Source organism: Pseudomonas extremaustralis, from assembly GCF_900102035.1.
In the GTDB taxonomy this organism is placed as follows: domain Bacteria; phylum Pseudomonadota; class Gammaproteobacteria; order Pseudomonadales; family Pseudomonadaceae; genus Aquipseudomonas; species Aquipseudomonas extremaustralis.
The window spans coordinates 670,893-693,441 of the sequence record NZ_LT629689.1 but is presented as its reverse complement, the minus strand read 5'-3'; the positions used below and the strand labels follow the sequence as shown (position 1 = coordinate 693,441).

Genomic DNA, 22,549 nt, shown 5'->3' with positions numbered 1-22,549 from the left:
CATTTTCAGATGCTGAATAACTTTACCACACAAGGATGTTACCGGATGAATTTAAAACCCCTGGCGCTGCTCGGCGGCATGTTGCTGGCTGGCTGCAATGACGAGTCGATGGTCCTGCATTTTCAGGATTCGGCAGGCTCGTCGGGCACCGGGCTGAATACTACAAAACAGGAACTGATCGACAATGCTCTGACTGCAAACCAGATCAACCCGCAGAGCTTGCGATGGCGGGTAGACCCGCAGGACGAACACCTCGTGTATATGAAGGAGTTGCAGCCGCTGAGCGATTCGCAACGCATGGCCTTGCACAGGGTGTTCGACCAAATTGTCCAAGCTCGCGTCGCCAGTACACTGGACATTGAAGTTAACCTGGACATCCCGGCACAAGCGCTCAAGGAGTTAAGCGCCGCGCAACGCCAACAGGTTGATGCTCTACCTCAGCCGCTGATCATCAATCTGGCGCTTGAACCCAAGGTGCTGACCATGGCGTTGATGCCTAAGGGTGGCGACGTTATGGGTGACGTAATGCAAGAGGTCAACTCTGAGGTGAGCTGCCAATTGCAGGCGCGTCCTGTAGAACCTTTTCCAGCAGGCGTAACGGCGCTTTGGAAGTCCTTTCTGGACGATGCAGACCAGATCAGTGTGGAAGTGGGGGAGCAGTCGTACCCAGCGCGGTACCGCTTCAGAGATGCCCAGTTGCAGAGTCAGGTGCAGAGCGGTGAACTGCGGTTAATGACGACCAGTCCGCTGATCGTGCAGTTGGGCTTCGCTGAGCTGGGGAAGCACCGGCTGTACAGCAAATTCCCATTGCAGCATCGCGCTTCGGCGTTGATCAGGGAATGTGAAAATAAAGCCAGTACCTTACCGCGACCATTGAGCTTCCACGTTGGCGATGGACTGGATCGGCTGGAATCCGTTACCTACAAGAATGTGCAATGAGTCTGTGTAAAACGCGGGTACTGTCTAGGCCTACACGGACTCAAATACCCTTATCGACCAGGCTCGGAAGCTGTGTTCGCCGGCCCCTTAAGGCAGGCGAGAGTCTGCGTTTCTACCTTGACTACATGAGGGATAAGGCCAAAACCCGTGGCTGGATTCTGACGTTACTGTGGGAAGGAAAAAACTGTATCCGCCACCCGACCTGACGTATCCGGCCATCATCGAATGGTCCAAACCACTCCCACCCGAACAGTGGGCCAAGCGCTCCGCAGCACTGGAAACCGCCATCGCCAAACGTGAAGCCGAATGGGCCGTACAGACCGCTCAAACATCAGAGAGAACGTAACGGGCTACACGCGCCGCCAAGCCCACCGATGGTTCCGGGGGCTGGCGTCGGTGCCGCGCGGATGCTTTTGCCTCCCGTCTCAGTCCCCGGTCATAGCCCGCAGCTGCGCCAGCTCCTGCTCCGCGATTGCTACGCCATGCAGCGCGGAATGCTCACGTTCGCGGTAACGACGTTCGCCCGGCATACGCGACAAGCCGACTTCATGCATATGCGCCACCAGGGTCTGGGCACGCCGGGCAAAACTCTCACCCCCGGACTTGCGCGGATCGATCACGATAATCAGTTGCCCGGTCCACGGCGTTTTCGCCCCTGGGTGTTGATCCCAGTCGAACTCAAACGAGAAATTGCCGCCGGTCAGGGCGGCCGCCAGCAACTCCACCATCATCGACAGGGCCGAGCCCTTGTGCCCGCCAAACGGCAGCAGTGCCCCGCCATTGAGGATGGCGTTGGGGTCCTGTGTCGCCAGCCCCTGGCTATCGACCCCCATGCCCGGCGGCAAGGTCTCACCCGCACGCGCCGCGATCTGCACATCGCCATGGGCCATGGCACTGGTCGCCATGTCGAAAACGATCGGAGCGCTCGCGGCACAAGGCGCAGCGAAGGCGATCGGGTTGGTGCCAAACAGGGGTCGTCGAGCGCCATGGGGCACCACGCAGGTCATGCTGTTGACCACACTCAAGGCGATCAGCCCTTCCTCGGCGAAGGGTTCGACATCTGGCCAGAGCGCGGCGAAATGGTGGGAGTTGTGAATCGCCAACACGGCAATCCCGGCGCTGCGGGCTTTTTCCAGCAACAACCCGCGAGCAGCGGCCAGGGCCGGTTGGGCGAAACCGTTGCGGGCATCGACCCGGACATAACCCGAGGCCACATCTTCGACCACCGGCACCGCACGCCCATCGACCCATCCGCTGGCCAGGGTAGAAACGTAGCCGGGCATCCGAAACACCCCGTGGCTGTGAGCGCCGTCGCGCTGGGCGCTGGCGCAGTTAGTGGCGAGGACCGCAGCCACTTCGGCCGAAGTGCCATGGCGCTCGAAAATGCCGCGCAGCAACACAACCAGATCGCTGAAGGCAATGTGCGCCAAGGCAGAGCGTGCAGGTGAAGGCATGTGAAAACTCCCAGGTCGAGGTCGGTCAACGCGATGGCCGTTGCAGGCATTTGACTATCCAGAGGTGACAGCAAACTGTCAATTGTTGACTTGATGACAGAAAACATTCATTTTCTATCGCAAGCAAAAAAGACAGCGAGTCGTACCGTGAGCCAACCGATCAAACAACGCCTTGAAAACAGTCTGTCAACAGCTGCCGCTTCTGGTCGGACGATTGCCACGTACATGCTCGCCAACCTGCATGAACTGCCCTTTCAGACCGCCGCCGATATCGCCCAGAAACTCGGGGTCAGCGAATCGAGCGTCGGACGCTTTTGCCGTTCACTCGGTTACAGCCATTTCAAGGATCTGAAAAACGACCTGAAGGATGACCTCGGCGATGGCCCGTGGCTGGTGGGCGACCGCTTGCAAGAGTTTCGTCAGCAACAGAGCCACAACCCGCAGGGACTTTCGCGCAGCCTGGAGCTGGAAGTCGCCGCGCTGGTAAGCGTCTATGAACACAGCCAGACGCCAGCCTGGGATACCGTCGCCAAACGCTTGGCTAAAACGCCAAAAATCTTCGTTGCCGGTTTTCAGACCGAGCGCGGCATCGCCCTCTCGATGGTGCACCTGTTGCAGTACCTGCGCGATGGCGTGCAGGTGGTGGACGGCTCTGCCGGGCATTTCGGCGACGTGTTGCTGAGCAACCCTGAACACACCGCCCTGGTGGTGTTCGAGGCGCGCCGCTATTCGCGCCACGCCCTGACCCTGTGCCGCAAGGCCCGGGCTGCTGGCATTCCGGTGACGCTGATCACCGACACCTTTTGCGACTGGGCCGAGCTGCACGCCGACGAGGTCTTTCGCCTGCCTACTGAATTCAATCTTTTCTGGGAATCGACGTCGACGATGCTGTCGCTGGTTCACCTGATGGTCAACGAGGTCTGCAAGAAACTCGGGCCCGATGTTGAGAAACGCTTGGAAGCCACTGCCGCGCTACATAACGAGTTCGTGGGTTACACATCGTCACTCGCGAGCAAACAAGAGCAATAGGCCAGCAGATTGAGAGGCAACGATGAAACGAGTCATTCGCTTTGCAAGTGTGTGTGCGGTATTCGCCGCCAGTGTCGGTCTCGCCCAGGCCGACGTGTTGAAAATCGCCACCGAAGGCGCTTACCCGCCGTTCAACTATGTCGATTCGGATAACCAGCTCCATGGCTTTGACGTCGATATTGCCCTCGCCCTGTGCGAGCGCATGCAGGCCCAATGCACCCTGGTGGCGCAAGACTGGGACGGTATCATTCCGGCCTTGATGGCCAAGAAATATGACGCGGTGGTGGCGTCGATGATCGACACCGAAGAGCGCCGCAAGAAAATCAGCTTCACCCATCACTACTACAAAACCCCACTGTCCGTTGCGGTTCCCAAAGACTCGGACATCAGCGACGCGCAGACCAACTTCAAAGGCAAAACCGTCGGCGCGCAATCCTCTTCCACCCAGTCTATTTATGCCGAAGACGTGTACGGCAAAGCCGGCGCCAATGTGAAGCTCTACCCGACGCTGGACGAGGCCAACAGCGACCTGGCGTCTGGTCGGCTCGACGGTGTGATTGCCGACAAATTCCCGCTCGCCGACTGGATCGACAAGGCCGGCAAAAGCTGCTGCAAGATGCTCGGCGATGTCAATGGCACCCAGGCCGATGCCTCGATTGCGGTGCGCAAGGAAGACAACGCGCTGCGCGAACGCTTCAACAAAGCCCTCGACGAAATTGTGGCCGATGGCACGTATCAGAAGATCTCCAGCAAGTATTTTGCTTTCGATATCTATCACTGATTCGTCGCCTGTGGAGCACTGACGGTCCACCCGCTGCCTGAGCCCAGACTGGCCAGAAGCGGGTGCGCCAGTGCCCGTCCCACGATGTCCTTTCACGAGGGTTCGAGCATGATCGAACATCTATCACTGTTGTCGTTTGCCAGCGGTGGCTGGGGGCAAGCGCTGCTGGCCGGCGCGTTGGTGACCCTGGCGCTGGCGCTGGCCTGCCTGCCGGTGGGCTTGCCCCTGGGGCTTGGACTGGCTTTGGCCGCACGCTCGAAAAAACCGTGGCTGCGCTCGTTCGCTACGCTGTTTTCCACGGTGTTTCGGGGCCTGCCGGAGTTGCTGACGCTGCTGATCATTTATTACGGTTGCCAGATTGGCGCCCAGAAAATCCTCGCGGCGATGGGCTATGAAACACAGGTCACCATCAATACCTTTCTGGCGGCCATGGTCGCCTTCAGTTTTGTCTTTGCGGCGTTCTCCAGCGAGATCTGGCTCGGTGCGTTCAAGACCGTCCACAAGGGTCAGTACGAGGCGTCTGCGGCACTCGGGTTGAGCAAGGCCACGACCTTTCGCAAGGTGGTGTTCCCGCAACTGGTACGTATCGCCTTGCCTGGGCTGTCGAATAATTGGTTGTCGCTGCTCAAGGACACGTCGCTGGTCTCCACCATTTCGCTGGTCGATCTGATGCGCCAGACCAACCTGGCGGTGAGCGTGACCAAGGAGCCGTTGTTCTTCTACGCCGTGGCCTGTTTTGGCTACCTGTTTTTCTCGGCGCTGTCGGGGCGCGCGTTCGCATGGATCGAGCGGCACTTCAGTCGGCATCTGCGGAGCGCACAACCATGACATTGGAAAATTTTGCGCAGTGGTTGATCGACGTCGACCTGTTACAGCGCTATGGCCCGCGGATGCTCGAAGGCTTGTTGGTCACGGGCAAGCTGGTGGCGATTTCATTCACGCTCGGCGCCCTGCTCGGCCTGCTGATTGCTTTGGCCCGGGTGTCCAACAACCTGCTGTTGCAGCGCTCGAGCGCACTGTATGTCTACTGTTTTCGTGGCTCGCCATTACTCGCGCAATTGTTCCTGCTGTATTACGGCCTCGGGTCGTTCAAGGGATTCTGGCAAGACGTGGGGCTATGGTGGTTTTTCCGCGATGCGTGGTTTTGCACGCTGCTGGCCTTCACCTTGAATACGGCGGCTTATCAGGCAGAGATTTTCCGCGGCAGCCTGCTCTCGGTCTCCCAGGGGCAGCATGAGGCGGCCAAGGCCTTGAGCCTGAAACGTTCAACCACGTTCTTCAAAGTCATCCTGCCCCAATCGCTGTTGGTCGCCATCGGCCCGCTGGGTAACGAGCTGATTCTGATGGTCAAGGCCAGCGCCATCGCTTCGCTGGTGACTATTTACGACCTGATGGGCGTGACCAAGCTGGCTTTCTCGCGCAGCCTCGATTTCCAGGTTTACCTGTGGGCAGCCGTTCTTTATCTGCTGATCGTCGAAATTATCCGCCGCGTCCTCAAGCGCGTCGAAGCCCGACTTGGCCGCCATCTGCCGTGAGCCTGTCGTTTACCCGCCATCCTGCACGACGTGTCACAAGGAATTTTTCATGCATTGCCAAACCATCGTTCTGGGCGCCGGGATTGTCGGCGTCTGCACTGCACTGCACCTGCAAGCGCGTGGCGTTGAGGTCATCCTGATCGACCGCCAGCCACCCGGAAACGGCACCAGCCATGGCAATGCCGGGCTGATCGAGCGCTCCAGTGTGATTCCCTATGCGTTCCCGCGAGAACTGTCGAGCCTGGTGCGCTATAGCCTCAACCAGCAATCCGATGTGCGTTACAGCTGGCGCTACCTGCCCAAAGTCGCGCCCTGGCTGTTCACCTACTGGCAGAACTCGTCACCGACCCGGTTGAACCAGGCCGCTCGCGCCATGCTGCCGTTGGTGCAACGCTGCGTGGATGAGCATGATGCGCTGATCGAGGCCGCCGGCATGGGTCATCTGATCAAAGCCAATGGCTGGATCGAGGTGTTTCGCAATCAACCGGCCTTTAGCACGGCCCAGGCCGATGCCCGTGCCTTGCAGCCCTATGGCTTGCGTTATGAAGTGCTCGACGGCGAGCAATTACGCGAGCGCGAACCGTCACTGAGCGACCAGGCGGTGGGCGGTATTCACTGGCTTGATCCGAAAACCGTCAGCGATCCCGGGGCCTTGACCCGTGGCTACGCCGCGCTCTTTATCAAGCGCGGCGGACGGTTCATCCAGGGCGATGCGCTGACCCTGAAACACCTCGATGGCCGCTGGCAGGTGCTGACCGAACAAGGCCCGGTGAGCGCCGAACAGGCGGTGATCGCCCTCGGCCCACAAGCGCCCGAGCTGTTCAAGCAGCTGGGCTATCGTATTCCGCTGGCAATCAAGCGCGGCTACCACATGCACTACAGCTCGCTGGACGATGCGCAATTGCAGCACTCAATTTGCGATGCCCAGGGCGGCTATGTGCTGGCACCGATGGCTCAGGGGATCCGTTTGACCACGGGCATCGAGTTTGCCGAGAGCAGCGACCAGGCCAATGACATTCAGCTCAGTCGCTGTGAAGCCCTCGCGCGCAAGCTCTATCCACTCGGCGAGCGCCTGGACCCCGAGCCCTGGCTGGGTCGTCGTCCGTGCCTGCCGGACATGCGCCCGGTGATCGGCCCGGCGGCGCATCACCCCGGCCTGTGGTTCAACTTCGGCCATGCCCACCACGGCCTGACTCTCGGCCCGGTCAGCGGGCGCCTGCTCGCCGAGATGCTTACCGGCGCTCCTACCTTTACCGATCCGGCGCCTTACAGCGCGCAGCGATTCCACTGACTTGCGGAGCAACCGTCATGCCTGCGACAACCCCCCTGCTTCACCTGCCCGACCCTGTGGCGTTGCCGGACACGCGCAGTGTAGTGGTCAGTATTGAAGGGCTGAACAAATTCTACGGCGCCTACCATGTCTTGCATGACATCGAGCTGAAGGTGCGCGAAGGCGAGCGCATCGTGCTGTGCGGACCCTCCGGCTCGGGGAAATCCACACTGATCCGCTGTATCAACCGCCTGGAAATCGCGGAGAAAGGTCATATCCGGGTCAATGACACCGACCTGGCGCTGAATACCCGCCAGGCGGCGCAGGTGCGCAGCGAAATCGGCATGGTGTTCCAGCACTTCAACCTGTTCCCGCACCTGAGCGTCCTGCAAAACTGCATGCTGGCGCCGATGTCGGTGCGTGGCCTGTCGCGCACGGAGGCGCAAGAGCTGGGGCGGTTCTACTTGAACAAAGTCGGCATCGAGAGCCAGGCCGACAAATTCCCCAGCCAGTTGTCCGGTGGACAACAGCAGCGCGTAGCCATTGCCAGGGCGTTGTGCATGAAACCCAGGATCATGCTGTTTGATGAACCGACCTCGGCCCTCGACCCGGAGATGGTCGCCGAGGTGCTGGATGTGTTGGTCAAGCTTGCCGACACCGGTATGACCATGCTCTGTGTCACCCATGAAATGGGCTTCGCCCGGCAAGTCGCGGAGCGCGTGCTGTTTCTCGACGCAGGCCGGATCATTGAAGACAGCCCACCAGAGGCCTTCTTCAATAACCCGCAAAGCCCCAGGGCGCAGAGCTTTCTTGCGCAGATCCTGCATTAGCGCTCAGCACGCCCGGAGCAACGGCATTAGCGTGGGAATCGCTGCCCCATCAGGGTCAACAGTCGATCATCCTCTCCCGCCGCGCCAATGACCTGCAGCCCCACTGGCATCCCCCGCACCAGCCCCACCGGCAGGCTGATCGCGGGTAACCCGGTGAGGTTCCAGGCACTGGTATGACTGAGCAAGGCGGCGCGCACGTCCATATCCTGCGCGCCAATCTGCACCACACGGGCATCCACTGGCGTCGCCGTGATCGGCACGCTGGGCGAGACCAGCAAGTCATAGCGCTGGAATATCTGCGCGATCGCGGCCTTGAGCCGTGCCTGGCCGGACTGGGCGCGGATGTATTGCCAGCCCCTGACTTCACCCGACAACTCGAGGCGCTCGCGCACCTCATCCTCGAACAGCTGCGGCGCGTTCTGCATGCGCTCGGCGTGGACATTGAAAGCCTCGGCGCGTTGCAGCACCTGCAAGGTCGCTTTCATTTCGGCCGACAGCAGCGCCAGTTCATCGACCGTTTGCAGGCCCTCGCCAAAGAGCTGTTGCGCCGCCTGGTACACCTGGCTATCCAGCTCCGCGTCGACCGCGCCGAAGCTGCCGGATGCGATCCAACCAACCCGCAACGGTCTGGCTTGAGTCGAGGCTGCACACCGCCGCCCGGCGATCACCTCGAACAACAGGCGCGCATCCTCGATGTGATTGGCGAGCGGGCCCACGTGGTCGAGACTCGACGCAAGGGGAAACACGCCCTCCAGCGGCACGCTGGCAAACGATGGCTTGAAACCGACCACGCCGCACAAGGCCGCTGGAATACGGATCGACCCACCGGTATCGGTACCCAGTGCCAGCGGCACCATGCCACTGGCGACTGCGGCGGCGCTGCCGGCACTGGAGCCGCCGGTGATACAGGTGGCGTCCCAGGGATTGCGCGCGGCGCCCTGCAGCGAGCGGTCGCCCGTCGGCCCGTAGGCGAATTCATGCGTCAGGGTCTTGCCCACGATCACCGCGCCCGCCTCGCGCAAACGCTGTACGCACACCGCATCGTGCTCGGGTTTGCAGCCGGCGAAGTGTGCCGAACCGTATGTGGTGACATGGTCGAACGTATCGATGTTGTCTTTGATCGCGACCGGAATGCCCTGCAGCGGCCCCAGGTCCTGGCCCTGTTCGAACAGTTCATCAGCCTTGCTCGCCTGCGCCAGCGCCACGGCGGCATCGACGCAAACAAAGGCGTTCAGGATCGGATTCAGGCGCTCGATGCTGTCAAGGGCCGCTTCAGTCAGCTCGACACTCGTCAGGCAGCCGGCACGAAGGCGCTGAGCCAGATCAAAGACCGATTGACCCGAAAAATAGCCCGCTTGGATAGGCTTCGTCAGATTCATACAAACACATCCATCAAACTGCTGCGGTCGAAGGGGAAGGCGCGACGTGCCGACTGCCGGGACGCACCATCAGCATCGCCCCCATGCCCAGCGCCGTGGCCACCGCCGCCGCGACGAACATCGACGAGTAGCCATAGCGAACGGTCAAGTAGCCGGTCAGCATCGGCGCGATGAACGAGGCGGTGTTGGCAATGAAATGGGTCATACCGCTGTAGGCACCCACTCGGTTCGACGGTGCGGTATCGATCACCACGGCCCAGTAGACAGAGTTCGGCAGCGCATTGAGGGCGTTGGCCACGGTCATCAGGGCAATCACACCCCACACCGTCTCGGCCTGCGAGACCAGGAGGAAGCACAACGTGGTCAACAGCAGGCACGTCGCAGCCAGCCAACTACGCGCCACCTTCAGGTTGCCGGTGCGGCGTAGCAGCAAGTCGGAAATCTTGCCGCCCAACAACACGGTGAAACAGGCGCCGATCCACGGGATCATGCCCATGTACCACAGCGACGACAGGTTGTAGTGAAACTCGTCCTGCAGGTACTTGGGAGTCCAGGTCAGCAGCAGAAAGGTCACATACACGAACGAGAAATAACCGACAGCGTTGAGCAGCAGGTCCTTGTTCTTGAAGAAATGCCACACCGGCGTAGCGCTGGTGCCAGGGGGTGAGGCTGTGGTTTGCGCCGCACGCTCCTGACGCAGGAACTCCAGCTCGGCCTTGGACATCCGCGGGTTCTCATCCGGGGTGTTGGTGAAGCGTGTCATGAAGAAAACCAGCAGTGCCAGGCTGATCACGCCCAGCACCACGAACATGCTGCGCCAGTCGCCGGTCAGGGTCTGCAGGCCCACCGCCACCGGTGCCGTGAGCAGTGCACCGAGGGGGGTGCTCAACAGGCCGACCGAGACCACGAAGCCTCGCTCCTTGGGGGTCGCCCAGTTAGCCACGCTCTTATTGATCACCGAATAAGCCGGGCCTTCGGCAAAGCCAAACAAAACGCGAATGGTGGCGAAACCGGCCATGGCCGAGCCACCCATGAACGCAAGACCAAAGTCACCTGCAAACGCGGTGGCGATCTCAAAGATCGACCAGGTACCACCGGCAATCAGCCAGATACGCTTGGCGCCAAAACGGTCGGCCAGAATGCCACCGATCAGCGCGCCGAGAATGTAGCCGTAGCCAAAGAACCCCAACACATTGCCCCAGTCGGCCTTGTCGAAGCCGTACTCGGGAAGAATGCTCGCCGAGGCATAAGAAATCGCGCCGCGGTCGATGTAGTTGAGCAATGCCATCAGCATGATCAAGAAGAAAATCTGGTAGCGGAAGCGCGGGATAGCGGGACTGTTCATAGGAACTGACTCTTCAAATGAGGGCAGAGGTCAAAAAATCGGCCGCGTCCGGCGTATTTTTTATTTTTTACCCAAACGTTTGGGTTGGCAAAATGTAGAGATTGAAAAATGGTTAGTCAATCGTTTGGGTAAAGATTTTTTTTGGAGGTTCGCGCATCGATGGCGCCTCGATTGAGATAGAATCGCGCGCCAGAAACAGACGCTTGGAAGCCTTTCAGATATGCCGAATCAATCTCGTCCCGCCACACTGAAGTCCATGGCGATTGCACTTGGGGTACACGTTTCGACGGTGTCTCGGGTGCTCAATGGCGATCCGGCAGGGGTCGAGCGCGCGGCGTCGACCGAGGTTGTGGCACGTATTCGCTCGTTGGCCAAAGAACTGGATTATCGACCGAACACGCAGGCATCTAACCTGAAGTTGCGTAAAAGCCAGGAGATCTGCGTGCTCATGCCACGCCTTACCGACCTGGTGATGGCGACTATTTACGACAGCATCGACAGCGCGGCCGAGCAAGCGGGCTATCTCACCTTCGTCGCCAACACAGAAGATCAGCAGGCACGCCAAATGGCACGTGCCGAGCACGCTTTACGCCGCTCGGTGGCCGGGCTGATTGTCGGTGACTCCCACGTGGGTGAAACCCAGCCACTGCTTGACTTGCTGCAACGCAAACACATTCCCTACGTACTCGTCAGCCGCCAGATTACCGGGCACCTGACGGCGGGCAGCGACGACGAAATGGGCGGCTGGTTGGCGGCCGAACACTTGTACCAACAGGGCTGCCGCGACGTGGCGATATTGGCCGGCGAACGGCATGCGTCCACCGGGGCAGATCGGACCCGTGGGTTCATCCGTTATTACCGTGAGCAGGGCATAACACTGCGCCCGGAATGGATTCTCAATGGCCCTTTTGACAGCCTCACCGGGCACCAGCAAGGCGAGTATCTGCTAGGACTCAACCCTCCCCCGCAGGCGTTTTTCGCGGTCAATGACTTCCTGGCCATCGGCCTGATGGGTGCCGCGCGCGATAAGGGATTGGAGCCGGGCAAGGACATTGCGGTGGTTGGTTTCAACGACACCCCCCTGGCCAAAGAACTTTTCGTACCGCTGACCAGCGTGCGCCTGCCGCTGGCGCAGATGGGCCTGCATGCGGTGGAGTTGCTGCACAAACGCATTCTGGGCGAACCTGCCGAGTCGATTATCCTGGCGCCGGAATTACAGGTGCGAGCCAGCTCTTCGCGGTTGCGTCGCACCGACTGACCAGCCGGTGGCCACGTCCGTTAAAGCCATACTTAAACGAGGACATTGGCAAGCGCGCAAAACGTCAGCGCAAACCCGACATCGCCAATGTCTTGAACCGCGTCCACTGAACGAACGCAATCCCCCTATCGGCGTAGTGATTGGCTGAAACACCGATGGTAACCTCGCCGCCACGTTCGCCAGACATTAAGGGATGGAGGCGAAAATAGAAGCCCTGAAGCCGCGAACCTTCAGGGCTTTGATTTTTAGGCAGTAAAAAATACGTTGGTGATCCCTAGCTGGACACCCGTCAGCCGGCAGCCGCCGTAGACTTTCCTCGCAGGGGTAATCATTGAGCCTGGACCCGAAGCATGATCGGGTTCCCCCAGGGGATGCACACCCCAGCTCACAACTCCAATAATAGAGCGACGTCGCAGCATTCGTGACAATGGCGGCAAGGACAACCGCAACTTCGATAACCCGAAGATCAATGTCATCACCTTGATCAACCAGTTCAGCTATTACTCGCCCGACACCATTGGCGGCGGCACGCACCTGGGATGGAGCCTGTTGGTTCCGGTGGTGTCCCTGGATGGCGACTTTGGCGACAACGGCGTCAAACTCAAGGACAACGGCGTCGGTCTGGGCCAACTTCACCGTCTCGTATGAGGTGTTTCCGAAGGTCTCGCTCGGTATCAACGGCTATTACTTCAGGCAAATAACGGATGACCAGGCCAACGGCGACCGCTTGAGCAACTCGCGCGAGAAGGTATTGGGCATTGGCCCTGGCCTGTTCTGGAAAATCAACGAAGAGCAGGCATTCTGGCTCAATACCTATAAAGAGAGCAGTGTTCGGTGCGCAGCTTGCACCGGGCCTTTCAAGATGAACTGGGGTGCAGCGTCAGCGAGTACATCTGGCAGCGTCGGTTGTCCCGTTGCGCCGAGGACCTGCGCAACCACGAACAGGCCCATCGCTCCCTCACCGAGATTGCTTATGCCTGGGGCTACGGCAGCAGTTCCCACTTCAGCCGGCATTTCAAATCCACCTTCGGCATGTCACCGCGGCTGTTTCGTGAAACCGCCAGCGACGCCCGCGTGAAATCCACGGCGGCATGACGCCAATCGCCCGTCAGAGTCTCGGCTCTGACGGGCGACGCATGGAGATCACAAGGTCAACACGCACCGATCAGAAGTCGTCCTTTACGTTGCCGTCTTTAATCTTGAACTCTCGGGTTTGCAGATAAACACTGCGGATAAAGTTGTACTTATCGCCGGTGATGAGCTTTTCGGATTTTATATATTGAGCGCGGCCGTCGATCAGGCCCATGCCATACAGGCTGTTGCGCGTGGGGACATCGCCGATGTAGTGAACCGGGTTGGCATAGGCATCGGGGATCAGGGCTGGCGCATCGCGCAGCGTGCTTGGCCCCAAGAGCGGCAAGACCAGATAAGGGCCGCTATCGACGCCCCAATAGCCGAGGGTTTGGCCGAAATCCTCGTCACTGCGCTGCAGCCCCATCGGCGTCGCGACGTCGACCAATCCCACCAGGCCAAGGGTGCTGTTAAGTAAAAGCCGACTCGTATCGACCCCTGCACGGTGAAACTTGGCTTGTAGCAAATTGTTCGCCAGATTCCCGACATCCCCCAGGTTGTTGAAGAAATGATGAATGCCGTCCTGTGCCAAACGGGGGGTGACCCATTGATAGCCTTGGGCGAGTGGTTTCAGGGCATAGGTATCCAAGGTGTCATTGAACGAGAAGATCGGCCGGTTGATACGCTCCCATGGATCCTTGTCGGTGGCCGCATGGGAAAGGGGTGAAAGCGTGATGAAACCGGCGCAGGCCAGTACCTGGACGCATCGGTTTAACGTGGAACGATAGGCACACATGTTGATTTCCCATTGAATGAAATAAGCCGGTTCGGTGCGCGCAAGTCGTTCCATCGCTGCGAGGCTGTGTAGAGGTGGCACAGCCATTTCCCATGGGCGGTCAATTCCAACCGCCGCCCAACACTTTGTACAACGTGATGCGGTTGCTCTGCTCGGTCAGGCGCAGGGTGATCAGGTCCTGCTGAGCGCTGTAGAGCGAGCGCTGCGCATCCAAGGCTTCCAGGTAGCTTTGCGACCCGCCCCGATACAACGCGTCCGAAAGTTCGAAGCTTTTGCGGCTGGCGTCGGTCAGCGCCTGTTGCGCGGCGATGCGACGATCCAGGGTGCTGCGCACGGCCAGTGCGTCGGCCACTTCGCGGAACGCGGTCTGCAGGGTCTGTTGATAGGTCTGTATCTGGATGTCGCGCTCGACCTTGGCCGAATCCAAAGTTGCGCGGTTACTGCCGCCGTCGAAAATCGGCACGCTGATGCTCGGGGCAAAGGTCCAGGCGCCGCTGCCGGATTTGAACAGGCCGGCCAACGCTGCGCTGGACGAGCCGGCGTTGGCGGTCAGGCTGATACTGGGGTAGAACGCCGCACGGGCCGCGCCGATGTCGATGTTGGCCGACTTGAGCGTGTGCTCCGCCGACAGCACGTCCGGGCGTTGTTGCAACAGGCTCGAAGGCAAGCCCGCCGGTATGTCCACCAGCACCGCCGCCGACTCCAGGTGCGTGCCCGGCAGGAGCGCTTCGGGAAGGTCGCTGTCGACCAACAGGCGCAAGGCATTGCGGTCCTGCAGAATCTGGCTTTCGTAGGACGCCACATCGCCGCGCGCCGACTCGACGGTGGTCTGTGCCTGCGCCACGGACAACGCGGAGGAACCGCCCAAGGCATAGCTGCGCTGGGTCAGGTCGTAGGTGGCCAACTGGCTGGTCAGGGTTTCCTGGGCCAGCAGCAGCCGTTCATTGTCGGCGGCCAGGGTCAGCCAGGCGGTGGCCACTTCGGCCACCAGGCTGATTTGCGTGCTGCGTCGGGTTTCCGTCAGCGCCAGGTAGTTTTCCAGCGCTTCGTCGCGAAGGTTGCGGACCCGACCAAACACATCCAGCTCGTAGCTGCTCAGGCCCAATTGCGCGCTGTAATCGTGGCTGGTGACCGCCGTACCGGTGTTGGACAGCGACCCGGGCGTGCGGCTATGGGTGCCGCTGACGCTCGCATCCAGGGTGGGAAACAGGTCTGCGCGCTTGATGCGGTATTGCGCCTGCGCCTTTTCGACATTCAGGCTGGCCAGGCGCAAGTCGCGGTTATTGGCCAGCGCCAACGCCTGCAACTGTGCCAGGCGGCTGTCGGTAAAGAACTGCTGCCATTTCACATCAGCGCCCACCTGCCCTTTCGGCAGGCTGGCCGCCGGCAGCCATTGGCCGGAGACGGGCGCTTCAGGACGCTCATACTGGGGCGCCAGGTTGACGCAGCCACCCAGGACCATGGCGGCCAGCAAAGGCCAGTGTGACTTGATCATGCATCACCTGTCGGGGCAGATTGGTTAGCGCTGCGCTCGCCGCCAAAACGGCGGCGGATCAGCACAAAAAACAGCGGGACTAAGAAGATCCCCAGTACCGTGGCGCTGAACATGCCGCCCAGCACGCCCGTACCGATGGCCTGGCGCCCGGCGGAGCCTGCGCCGGTGCTCAAGGCCAGCGGCAGCACGCCAAACATAAAGGCCAGGGATGTCATCAGGATCGGCCGCAGGCGTTGGCGCACCGCGATCAGCGTCGCGTCGATCAGGCTGTTGCCCTGCTCTTGCAGGTGCTTGGCGAACTCCACGATCAGGATCGCGTTCTTCGCCGCCAGGCCCACGGTGGTCAACAGCCCCACCTGGAAATACACGTCGTTGCTCAACCCGGCGACGCGGGTCGCCAGCACGGCACCGATCACCCCCAGAGGCACCACCAGAATCACCGAGAACGGTACCGACCAACTCTCGTAGAGCGCGGCCAGGCACAGGAACACAAACAATACGGAGATGGCATAGAGCAGCGGGGCCTGGGACCCGGACAGTCGCAGTTGATAGGACTGCCCGGTCCATTCGTAGCCGATGCCCTGGGGCAATTGCCGGACGATGGCCTCCACCGCGTTCATCGCATCCCCGGCACTCACGCCCGGCGCTGGGTCACCGACGACTTCCAACGAGGCGTTCCCGTTGTAGCGCTCCAGTAACGGTGAGCCGTAACTCCAGGTGCTGCTGGCAAACGACGAGAACGGCACCATTTCATTGTTGCTGTTGCGCACAAACCAATGATCCAGGTCAGCGGCCTGCATGCGCGAAGACGCCTGGCCCTGCACATAGACTTTTTTCACCCGGCCCTGGTTGAGAAAGTCATTCACGTACGTGCCGCCCAATGCCGTCGACAGGGTGGTGTTGATATCGCTGGTGCTCAGGCTCAGCGCGCCAGCCTTGCGGTCGTCGATGCTGACCTTGAGCTGCGGCGCATCATCCAGGCCGTTGCTGCGCACTCCCAGCAAGCGTGGATCTTTTCTGGCCAGCTCAAGAAACTGTTCGCGGGCGGCCACCAGCGCATCATGGCCCAGGCCACCGAGGTCCTTGAGTTGCAGGTCGAACCCCGAGCTCTGGCCCAGACCGCGTACGGTCGGCGGTTGCATGACGAACGCGTCGGCATCGCCAATGCTGGCCAGCGCCATGGTCGCTCGCTGGGCAATCGCGGCCGCACTCTGGCCGCGGCCACCGCGCTCATCCCAATCCTTGAGGCGAATAAACGCCCGCGCGGTGTTCTGGCTGTTGCCCCCCATGCCCAACCCGCTGATGCTGATCATTGCGTCAACTTCGGGCTGCTTGAGGATGTAGTCCTCGAACTGCTTGATCACCGCCTGTGTACGGCTGTCGGTCGCGCCCACGGGCAATTGGATCTGTGCCAGGAGGATCCCTTGGTCTTCGTCCGGCAGGAATGATGTGGCCAGGCTCATGTAGCCCACCGCCATGATCACCAGCACCCCGCCATAGAGCAGCAGGCTGCGTATCCAATGCCGTAGCACGCCCCCGACCCAGCGCTCATAACCGGCGCTGGCACGCTCGAAGGTGCGGTTGAACCAGCCGAAGAACCCATGCTGGGCACCATGCCCCTGGCCGTCGCGGGTTTTGAGCAACGAGGCGCACAGCGCGGGTGTCAGGGTCATCGCCACCAACACCGACAGGACCATGGCCGAAACGATGGTCACGGAAAACTGCCGATAGATAATCCCGGTGGAACCGCCGAAAAACGCCATGGGGATAAACACCGCGCTCAGCACCAGGGTGATGCCCACCAGCGCGCTGCTGATTTCCCCCATCGATTGACGTGTGGCGGCCACGGGCGATAGTCCCCCGCCCATCAGTCGCTCAACGTTTTCGACCACCACGATGGCGTCGTCCACCAGCAAGCCGATCGCCAGGACCATGGCAAACATCGTCAAGGTGTTGATCGAGTAGCCAAACATTGCCAGCACACCGAACGTGCCCAGCAGCACCACCGGCACGGTAATCGCCGGGATCAGCGTCGCGCGCAGGTTTTGCAGGAACAAAAACATGATCAACACCACCAGCACGATGGCCTCGCCCAAGGCTTTGACCACTTCCTCGATGGACAAGCTGACAAACGGCGTGGTGTCGTAGGCAATCACGTTTTTAAGTTGCATTTCGCTCGGGTAGAACGGCTCCATTTCTTTGAGCTTGGCCTTGACCGCCTTGCCGACGTTCAGCGCGTTGGCGCCTGCCGCCAACTGCACACCCATGGCAGCGGCGGGCTTGCCGTTGAGGGCGGTGCTGATGTCGTAGCTCTCACTGCCCAGCTCCAGGGTTGCCACATCGCCCAGCAGCACGACGGCGCCGTCGTTGTTCGACTTGATCACCACGTTGCGAAATTCTTCGACAGTCTGCAGTTTGCTGCGGGCGCTGATCGTGGCGTTCAACTGCTGGCCCTTGATCGCCGGCAAGCCACCGAGCTGGCCAGCGGAGACTTCGGTGTTCTGCGCTTCCAGGGCACTGCTGACATCCGAAGGCATCAGCGCATATTTTTCCAACAGGGCCGGGTCCAGCCAGATACGCATGGCGTAGCCGGATCCCAGGGTCTGCACATCGCCGACGCCGTCTATGCGGCTGATGGAATCCAGCAAGGTGGTGGAAATGTAGTCGCCGATCTGGGTGCCGGTCACGCTGGGGTCATCCGATGCCAGGGCGACAATCATCAAGAAGTCCGAGCCGCCCTTGGTCACGGTCAGGCCTTCGCTCTGTACCGATTGCGGCAGTCTCGACTCGGCTTGCTGCAGCTTGTTCTGCACCTGCATCTGGGCCACATCCGGGTCGGTGCCGGCGGTAAAGGTCAGACTGATGCTGGCACTGCCCGCCGAACTGCTGGTGGCGGACATGTAGGTCAGGTTATCCAGGCCTTTCATCTGCTGTTCGATGACCTGGGTCACCGAGTCTTCCACGGTCTTGGCCGAGGCCCCAGTGTAAGTGGCGGAAATCTTCACCGTGGGTGGTGCGATGTCCGGGTATTGCTCCAGCGGCAACTGGCTGATGGACAGGCTGCCACCGAGCATGATCACGATGGCGATGACCCAGGCGAAAATCGGTCGATCTATGAAAAAACGCGCCACGCTCAACCCTCCTTCACTGGGGTGGACGGTGTGGCCGCTTGAGCATTGGCGTCCTGCACTTGCACGGCGGCGCCGGCACGGACTTTTTGTCCGCCTTCGACGATCAACTGATCACCGGCCTTCAGGCCCGAAGTGACCCACCATTGATTACCTATCGCGCGATCGAGGGTCAGCTCGCGCTGCTCAACCTTGCCGTCGACCACCAGCAACGCCGTGGTCACACCGCTGGCACTGCGGGTCACGGCTTTTTGCGGAATCAGAATGGCCTGGTCATCGCGAGCCTGTTCCAGCACCGCGCGCACATACATGCCCGGCAGCAGCAGGTGATCGGGATTGGCGAAAACAGCACGCAGGGTCACGGTGCCCGTGCCTTCGTTGACACTGATACCGCTGACCTTGAGCCGCCCCGGCTGGTTGTAGGTGGTGCCGTCGTCCAGCTTCAGGCTGATCGATGCCTCGCCATCGCCGTTGGACTGCAACGCGCCGCTGGCCAGGTCACGCTTGAGCCGCAGCAGCTCCGTGGTCGATTGGGTAACGTCCACATAAATCGGATCGAGTTGCTGCACCGTGGTCAGTGCGCTGTCCTGATTGGCCACCACCAGCGCCCCTGGGGTCACCGTGGAGGTTTCAATCCGTCCGCTGACCGGCGAGGTAATACGCGTGTAAGCCAGGTTGATCCGCGCGGTTTGGACTTCCGCCTCGGCGACTTGTACATCAGCGGCGGCGGTCAGCAAGGTCGCCTGAGCGTCCTCGTTCGTTTGCTGACTGATGGCATTGATCTTCACCAGTTCGGCATCGCGCCTGGCAGTGGCCTGCGCGGATTTAAGCGTGGCGCGATACTTGGCCAGACTCGCCTGGGACTGCGCCAGGGCAGCGGTATAGGACGCCGCATCCAATTGGTACAACGCCTGCCCGACCTTGACATCCGCCCCCTCGACAAACAATCGCCGCTGCACGATGCCGCCGACCTGCGGACGAATCTGCGCCACCATAAAGGCCTGAGTGCGCCCCGCAAGCTCAGTGGTCAGCACTTGGCTCTGAGGCTTTATGCTGATCACCGAGACCTTGGGCGTCATCGCTGCCGGCGCCGACTCACCGCCGGAACAACCGCCCAGCAGGAACAGAATGAACAAGGACAGGCAAACCGCGGCGGTTACCAGGAATTTGGCAAAAATTTTCGTCGACATAGCGGCCTCTGCAAGACGGGATGGCTTGAGTCAGCGCCATCCTGCAGGGCAAATGTGCAGGAAAATTGAAGATTTCCCGGCGGCTCATCTTCATGACGTTGAGTCTCGCGACCTGGCTGAAGGCAAAACTGCGTCAGGTCGACTCGGTGAGTCCTACCGCGTTTTCAGCGACCACTTCGCCGATTTTGTCCATCAACGCCTGTGCGGCTATTGCGGTGGCCTTCGTCTATTGCGCGCCACAGTCAACCGACTGTCGGGCCAGCAACACAACTTCATCAACACGGTCACTCGACAGACACTTGCACTTAACCACACCGGCTTAAAACCTTTTAAAAACAGCAAGTTAAAGTCTGGCACAAAGCCTGCACCATGGCCTTGTGCTTCCCTGCATACCGAATGTACGGACGTGGCGGAGCGACCCCCTATCGGCGTTGGTAAAACGCTGTCCGTTATATCTGGAATCAAGGAAGTGCTTTATGCAATACCGCTGGCTAAGACGAACAACCCTTGGAGCCCTGCTATGTGTCGCGGCGCCACTGGTCTACGCAGAAAGTCCGTGGCAAGTGCGTGTAGGCATCAGTGACATTGTGCCGACCTCCGCCCCTGGCAACATCTCCCCCGGGACGATAGACATCAACAGCTCTGTCGGGCCCACCTTCAATATCGCCTACTTCCTCACACCCAACTGGGCCATCGACGTACTGGGCGGCCTACCGTTCAAGCACGACATCAAGCTCAACGGCGACAAGGTTGGCAGCACCCGCCACTTGCCGCCGATTGTTTCTCTGCAGTACCACTTTTTGCCCGGCGCCAAAGTGCAGCCCTTCGTAGGCGTAGGTGTCAATTACACCTACTTCTTCGACGAGCATCTGGACAACGGCGCCAAACTCGAGCTCTCCGACTCGTGGGGCGCAGCCTTTCAGGCCGGAGTGGATGTCGCCATCGACGAACACTGGAGTCTGGGCGCCGATGTGCGTTACGCGAAGATCAACAGCGACGTAAGAATCGCCGGCACCAAGGTCGGCAGTGTCGATGTCGACCCCACCATCTACAGCTTCAATCTCGGCTACCGCTTCTAAAGGAAATCATCATGAGCTCATTACCTAAAGTCGATACCGCCAGCTCGAGCGATCCGTATCTGCAGATCCAGTCAAAAACACCCGCCACTCGCCTGGAAAGCGAAGCCCAGGCCATTGATGCCGCCAAGCACCTGGCCAGCCAGTTCGCCCAAGAGACGATCCAGCGCGATCGTGAACGCCGGCTTCCATTCGCCGAACTGGACGCCTAACGAACCGGTATCGCTTGGTTGGCTGCTGTGGGACACATACGCCCCTGAGTGAGTTCCGCAACGCGGGTCCACCAAGGGCTACACCGCTTCGCGAACTTAGGCAGCGTTGAAGCGGATCGTGGCACGGCGCCGAGCGCACGATCACCATGGAGAAGGTTTGGGGCCGATAGCGGCCAAGGCCTGTGGCCGCCATACCCCACCAGCGGCTGGTACGAAGCGGCGAGAAACCGCAATGCGGCTGAGAGGCCCGCGCCAGAGCCAATAAAAAGAACGTATGCGAGTGAAGTCATATGCATAAAAATTGACGCCAAAGGCATTCTGCCATTATGGTGACCGCCTGCTCACGGTTCTGAATGAACCAACGGATTGAATTACAAGGGAATGTTCAGCATGCACGGTGCGCTGCTTCGTACAGGCAAAAGTGACGAGTTCATCGCCGTGGGCGAAACGGGGCAACCCGTCCACAAGGCTGCTCTGCAACTTATCGCCGCGCTGGCCCGTAAAGCCCCGCCAATGGCCGGCTTTCTTGCCGTCCCCAAGAGTAATGAACAAGGCAGCGTCATTGACTGGTATAGCCCGGTCCAAGGTGATGTCGTGCCTTGGAGTTCGGCAACAGAAGATGAACGCAACGATGCCAGGGCTCAGCTGAACCAATTCAAAAACGCGATCGCGGATATGAGTTCGGCGCTGGTGCAAGCAGGCAATAAAGGCGGCCAAAGCGACCAAGTTATTTTTGGAAAGCTGTTGGGCCTGGTGCCACATGCGCCTGCCGACGCTTATATCTATCTGGTCGACGCCACCCGCATTAACGCAGCTGGCCAGTCTGAACGTTACACTCAGCCAGTGCTGACTTTTTGGGGGTTCGTTCAACACGAGGGCGACCGGCATCGCGACCCGCTTTACTTCTTGAATCCCCGACCCAATGCACCTCAACCTGCACCAGCCGTACTTTCAGAACCTGCGCCCACCGTACAGCCGGCTCCGCCGCTCACTCAAGTCACGCGATCTTTCTGGCGTCGGTTCTGGTGGCTTTGGCCATTGCTTTTGGTGTTCTTGGCGCTGCTGTTGTTTGGTCTCCTACGAGGGTGTACCCCCTCTGCCATGCTACCGGTCGGCAGTGTTTCCGTACCCCACATCAACGCCGATACCGGCAGTACAGGGCCTGTTGTTGCAGCTGGGAGCAGCAACCCTGCCGGCGCAATAGTGCCCTCAGGGTCAGGCTCTGGGTCTGGAACAAATGCCAGCAATGTGGTGCCTGAACCGGCCCCTGTGGCTGAACCCGCAGAAACTCCGCTACCGGAGTCCATCCAGCCTTCCACAGCCCCACCGCAGCCCTCCTCCCAACCCACGGCTGAGGCCGCACCTGCTCCGTCCGTTGCGCCCGGCACACCGCTGAGCATTCCCTCGGATGCCGCGGAAGGCCCCGCTGATTTCCTGAACGGCAGTTATCGTGCAGGTGCAGGGATCATGGATGCAAAAACCTCTCGACCTTTGCGACTTGAGTATGCATTCGAGAAGGGACAAGGCAACGTCACGATCCGTCGTCCGGACGGTGTCACCTGCTCCGGCGCAGTCAGCGCGGCAATGAACGCGGGCAGCCTGGGCTTGAACAGCCAGGACCAGGCCACATGCACCGACGGCAGCCGGTACGACATGCCGAAAGTGGCATGTAAACCGGGCGCTCAAAGCATCGCCGATTGCCAAGGCAACTACGGCAATACCCAATTCCCAATGTCCATGCGGCGCGAATAAAGGCTGTCC

Annotated in this window: 18 protein-coding genes and 3 pseudogenes; 14 read left to right on the top strand and 7 right to left on the bottom strand. The window is 60.3% G+C overall.

The genetic code is table 11. The features are described 5' to 3' along the window. Positions 1-45 precede the first annotated feature (45 nt). Positions 46-939 carry a regulator of G-protein signaling domain-containing protein gene (locus BLR63_RS03610; protein ID WP_010567625.1) on the top strand — a complete coding sequence of 298 codons (894 nt, stop codon included), beginning with the start codon at positions 46-48 and terminating at the stop codon, positions 937-939. Between the two features lie 86 nt (positions 940-1,025). Next, a pseudogene (locus tag BLR63_RS32275) lies at positions 1,026-1,285 on the top strand (hypothetical protein); the annotation flags it as partial. 79 nt (positions 1,286-1,364) lie between these two features. Here BLR63_RS32275 and BLR63_RS03605 read toward each other — a convergent pair. Then, positions 1,365-2,393, bottom strand: a complete 1,029-nt coding sequence (locus BLR63_RS03605) for an Ldh family oxidoreductase (RefSeq protein WP_010567624.1) — start codon at positions 2,391-2,393, stop codon at positions 1,365-1,367. Between the two features lie 147 nt (positions 2,394-2,540). On the opposite strand from BLR63_RS03605, the gene BLR63_RS03600 reads away from it, so the two are divergent. The 6 genes from BLR63_RS03600 to BLR63_RS03575 all read left to right on the top strand — a co-directional run bounded on the left by BLR63_RS03600 (position 2,541) and on the right by BLR63_RS03575 (position 7,838). Further along, positions 2,541-3,422, top strand: coding sequence for a MurR/RpiR family transcriptional regulator (locus BLR63_RS03600; RefSeq protein WP_042947711.1), 882 nt, complete (start codon positions 2,541-2,543; stop codon positions 3,420-3,422). Between the two features lie 22 nt (positions 3,423-3,444). Next, positions 3,445-4,203, top strand: a complete 759-nt coding sequence (locus BLR63_RS03595) for an ABC transporter substrate-binding protein (RefSeq protein WP_010567622.1) — start codon at positions 3,445-3,447, stop codon at positions 4,201-4,203. Between the two features lie 108 nt (positions 4,204-4,311). Further along, a complete protein-coding gene (locus BLR63_RS03590; RefSeq protein ID WP_010567621.1) occupies positions 4,312-5,031 on the top strand; it encodes an ABC transporter permease in 720 nt (239 codons plus the stop codon). Beyond that, a complete protein-coding gene (locus BLR63_RS03585) occupies positions 5,028-5,738 on the top strand; it encodes an ABC transporter permease (RefSeq protein ID WP_010567620.1) in 711 nt (236 codons plus the stop codon). Before BLR63_RS03590 ends, BLR63_RS03585 begins: the two co-directional genes overlap by 4 nt. A gap of 49 nt (positions 5,739-5,787) precedes the next feature. After that, positions 5,788-7,029 (top strand): NAD(P)/FAD-dependent oxidoreductase, encoded by a 1,242-nt coding sequence (locus BLR63_RS03580; protein ID WP_010567619.1) that lies wholly within the window; start codon positions 5,788-5,790, stop codon positions 7,027-7,029. Between the two features lie 17 nt (positions 7,030-7,046). Further along, the gene (locus BLR63_RS03575; protein WP_050901353.1) at positions 7,047-7,838 is read left to right on the top strand and encodes an amino acid ABC transporter ATP-binding protein; all 792 of its coding nucleotides are present in this window, start codon (positions 7,047-7,049) and stop codon (positions 7,836-7,838) included. 26 nt (positions 7,839-7,864) lie between these two features. On the opposite strand, the gene BLR63_RS03570 is transcribed toward BLR63_RS03575, so the two are convergent. Both BLR63_RS03570 and BLR63_RS03565 read right to left on the bottom strand, forming a co-directional pair. Continuing rightward, positions 7,865-9,217: an amidase gene (locus BLR63_RS03570; protein ID WP_010567617.1), complete on the bottom strand. Its 1,353-nt coding sequence runs from the start codon at positions 9,215-9,217 to the stop codon at positions 7,865-7,867. Between the two features lie 13 nt (positions 9,218-9,230). Continuing rightward, complete coding sequence (locus BLR63_RS03565; RefSeq protein ID WP_010567616.1) at positions 9,231-10,562, bottom strand: MFS transporter; 1,332 nt, start codon at positions 10,560-10,562, stop codon at positions 9,231-9,233. Between the two features lie 220 nt (positions 10,563-10,782). Here BLR63_RS03565 and BLR63_RS03560 point away from each other — a divergent pair, with 220 nt between their 5' ends. The 3 genes and pseudogenes from BLR63_RS03560 to BLR63_RS03550 form a co-directional block, all read left to right on the top strand. Then, complete coding sequence (locus tag BLR63_RS03560) at positions 10,783-11,820, top strand: LacI family DNA-binding transcriptional regulator (RefSeq protein WP_042947707.1); 1,038 nt, start codon at positions 10,783-10,785, stop codon at positions 11,818-11,820. A 414-nt stretch (positions 11,821-12,234) separates the two neighbouring features. Continuing rightward, positions 12,235-12,652 (top strand): annotated as a pseudogene (locus tag BLR63_RS03555) (transporter); the annotation flags it as partial. Further along, a pseudogene (locus tag BLR63_RS03550) lies at positions 12,643-12,915 on the top strand (helix-turn-helix transcriptional regulator); the annotation flags it as partial. The pseudogenes BLR63_RS03555 and BLR63_RS03550, both read left to right, overlap by 10 nt. 70 nt (positions 12,916-12,985) lie before the next feature. On the opposite strand, the gene BLR63_RS03545 reads toward BLR63_RS03550, so the two are convergent. The 4 genes from BLR63_RS03545 to BLR63_RS03530 form a co-directional block, all read right to left on the bottom strand. After that, positions 12,986-13,687 (bottom strand): MlaA family lipoprotein, encoded by a 702-nt coding sequence (locus tag BLR63_RS03545; RefSeq protein WP_042947714.1) that lies wholly within the window; start codon positions 13,685-13,687, stop codon positions 12,986-12,988. 100 nt (positions 13,688-13,787) lie between these two features. Continuing rightward, complete coding sequence (locus tag BLR63_RS03540) at positions 13,788-15,182, bottom strand: efflux transporter outer membrane subunit (protein WP_010567611.1); 1,395 nt, start codon at positions 15,180-15,182, stop codon at positions 13,788-13,790. Beyond that, entirely contained in the window at positions 15,179-18,313 is a 3,135-nt protein-coding gene (locus BLR63_RS03535) for an efflux RND transporter permease subunit (protein WP_010567610.1), read from the bottom strand. The genes BLR63_RS03540 and BLR63_RS03535 overlap by 4 nt, the downstream gene beginning before the upstream one ends. 2 nt (positions 18,314-18,315) lie before the next feature. Further along, positions 18,316-19,500, bottom strand: coding sequence for an efflux RND transporter periplasmic adaptor subunit (locus BLR63_RS03530; protein ID WP_010567609.1), 1,185 nt, complete (start codon positions 19,498-19,500; stop codon positions 18,316-18,318). Between the two features lie 476 nt (positions 19,501-19,976). On the opposite strand from BLR63_RS03530, the gene BLR63_RS03525 reads away from it, so the two are divergent. From BLR63_RS03525 to BLR63_RS03515, 3 genes are all read left to right on the top strand, one after another. After that, a complete protein-coding gene (locus tag BLR63_RS03525; protein ID WP_078835156.1) occupies positions 19,977-20,579 on the top strand; it encodes an OmpW/AlkL family protein in 603 nt (200 codons plus the stop codon). An 11-nt stretch (positions 20,580-20,590) separates the two neighbouring features. Next, the gene (locus tag BLR63_RS03520; protein WP_010567607.1) at positions 20,591-20,788 is read left to right on the top strand and encodes an acyl-CoA dehydrogenase; all 198 of its coding nucleotides are present in this window, start codon (positions 20,591-20,593) and stop codon (positions 20,786-20,788) included. Between the two features lie 390 nt (positions 20,789-21,178). Next, complete coding sequence (locus tag BLR63_RS03515; protein ID WP_042947713.1) at positions 21,179-22,540, top strand: SrfA family protein; 1,362 nt, start codon at positions 21,179-21,181, stop codon at positions 22,538-22,540. The last annotated feature ends 9 nt before the right edge of the window (positions 22,541-22,549 follow it).

Bases quoted from the DNA above. Each gene is read 5' to 3' on its own strand.
- BLR63_RS03520 (WP_010567607.1), top strand. From the start codon at position 20,591: ATGAGCTCATTACCTAAAGTCGATACCGCCAGCTCGAGCGATCCGTAT.
- BLR63_RS03565 (WP_010567616.1), bottom strand. From the start codon at position 10,562: ATGAACAGTCCCGCTATCCCGCGCTTCCGCTACCAGATTTTCTTCTTG.
- BLR63_RS03580 (WP_010567619.1), top strand. From the start codon at position 5,788: ATGCATTGCCAAACCATCGTTCTGGGCGCCGGGATTGTCGGCGTCTGC.
- BLR63_RS03530 (WP_010567609.1), bottom strand. From the start codon at position 19,500: ATGTCGACGAAAATTTTTGCCAAATTCCTGGTAACCGCCGCGGTTTGC.
- BLR63_RS03575 (WP_050901353.1), top strand. From the start codon at position 7,047: ATGCCTGCGACAACCCCCCTGCTTCACCTGCCCGACCCTGTGGCGTTG.
- BLR63_RS03610 (WP_010567625.1), top strand. From the start codon at position 46: ATGAATTTAAAACCCCTGGCGCTGCTCGGCGGCATGTTGCTGGCTGGC.
- BLR63_RS03585 (WP_010567620.1), top strand. From the start codon at position 5,028: ATGACATTGGAAAATTTTGCGCAGTGGTTGATCGACGTCGACCTGTTA.
- BLR63_RS03590 (WP_010567621.1), top strand. From the start codon at position 4,312: ATGATCGAACATCTATCACTGTTGTCGTTTGCCAGCGGTGGCTGGGGG.
- BLR63_RS03570 (WP_010567617.1), bottom strand. From the start codon at position 9,217: ATGAATCTGACGAAGCCTATCCAAGCGGGCTATTTTTCGGGTCAATCG.
- BLR63_RS03540 (WP_010567611.1), bottom strand. From the start codon at position 15,182: ATGATCAAGTCACACTGGCCTTTGCTGGCCGCCATGGTCCTGGGTGGC.
- BLR63_RS03605 (WP_010567624.1), bottom strand. From the start codon at position 2,393: ATGCCTTCACCTGCACGCTCTGCCTTGGCGCACATTGCCTTCAGCGAT.
- BLR63_RS03595 (WP_010567622.1), top strand. From the start codon at position 3,445: ATGAAACGAGTCATTCGCTTTGCAAGTGTGTGTGCGGTATTCGCCGCC.
- BLR63_RS03515 (WP_042947713.1), top strand. From the start codon at position 21,179: ATGCACGGTGCGCTGCTTCGTACAGGCAAAAGTGACGAGTTCATCGCC.
- BLR63_RS03525 (WP_078835156.1), top strand. From the start codon at position 19,977: ATGCAATACCGCTGGCTAAGACGAACAACCCTTGGAGCCCTGCTATGT.
- BLR63_RS03560 (WP_042947707.1), top strand. From the start codon at position 10,783: ATGCCGAATCAATCTCGTCCCGCCACACTGAAGTCCATGGCGATTGCA.
- BLR63_RS03545 (WP_042947714.1), bottom strand. From the start codon at position 13,687: ATGTGTGCCTATCGTTCCACGTTAAACCGATGCGTCCAGGTACTGGCC.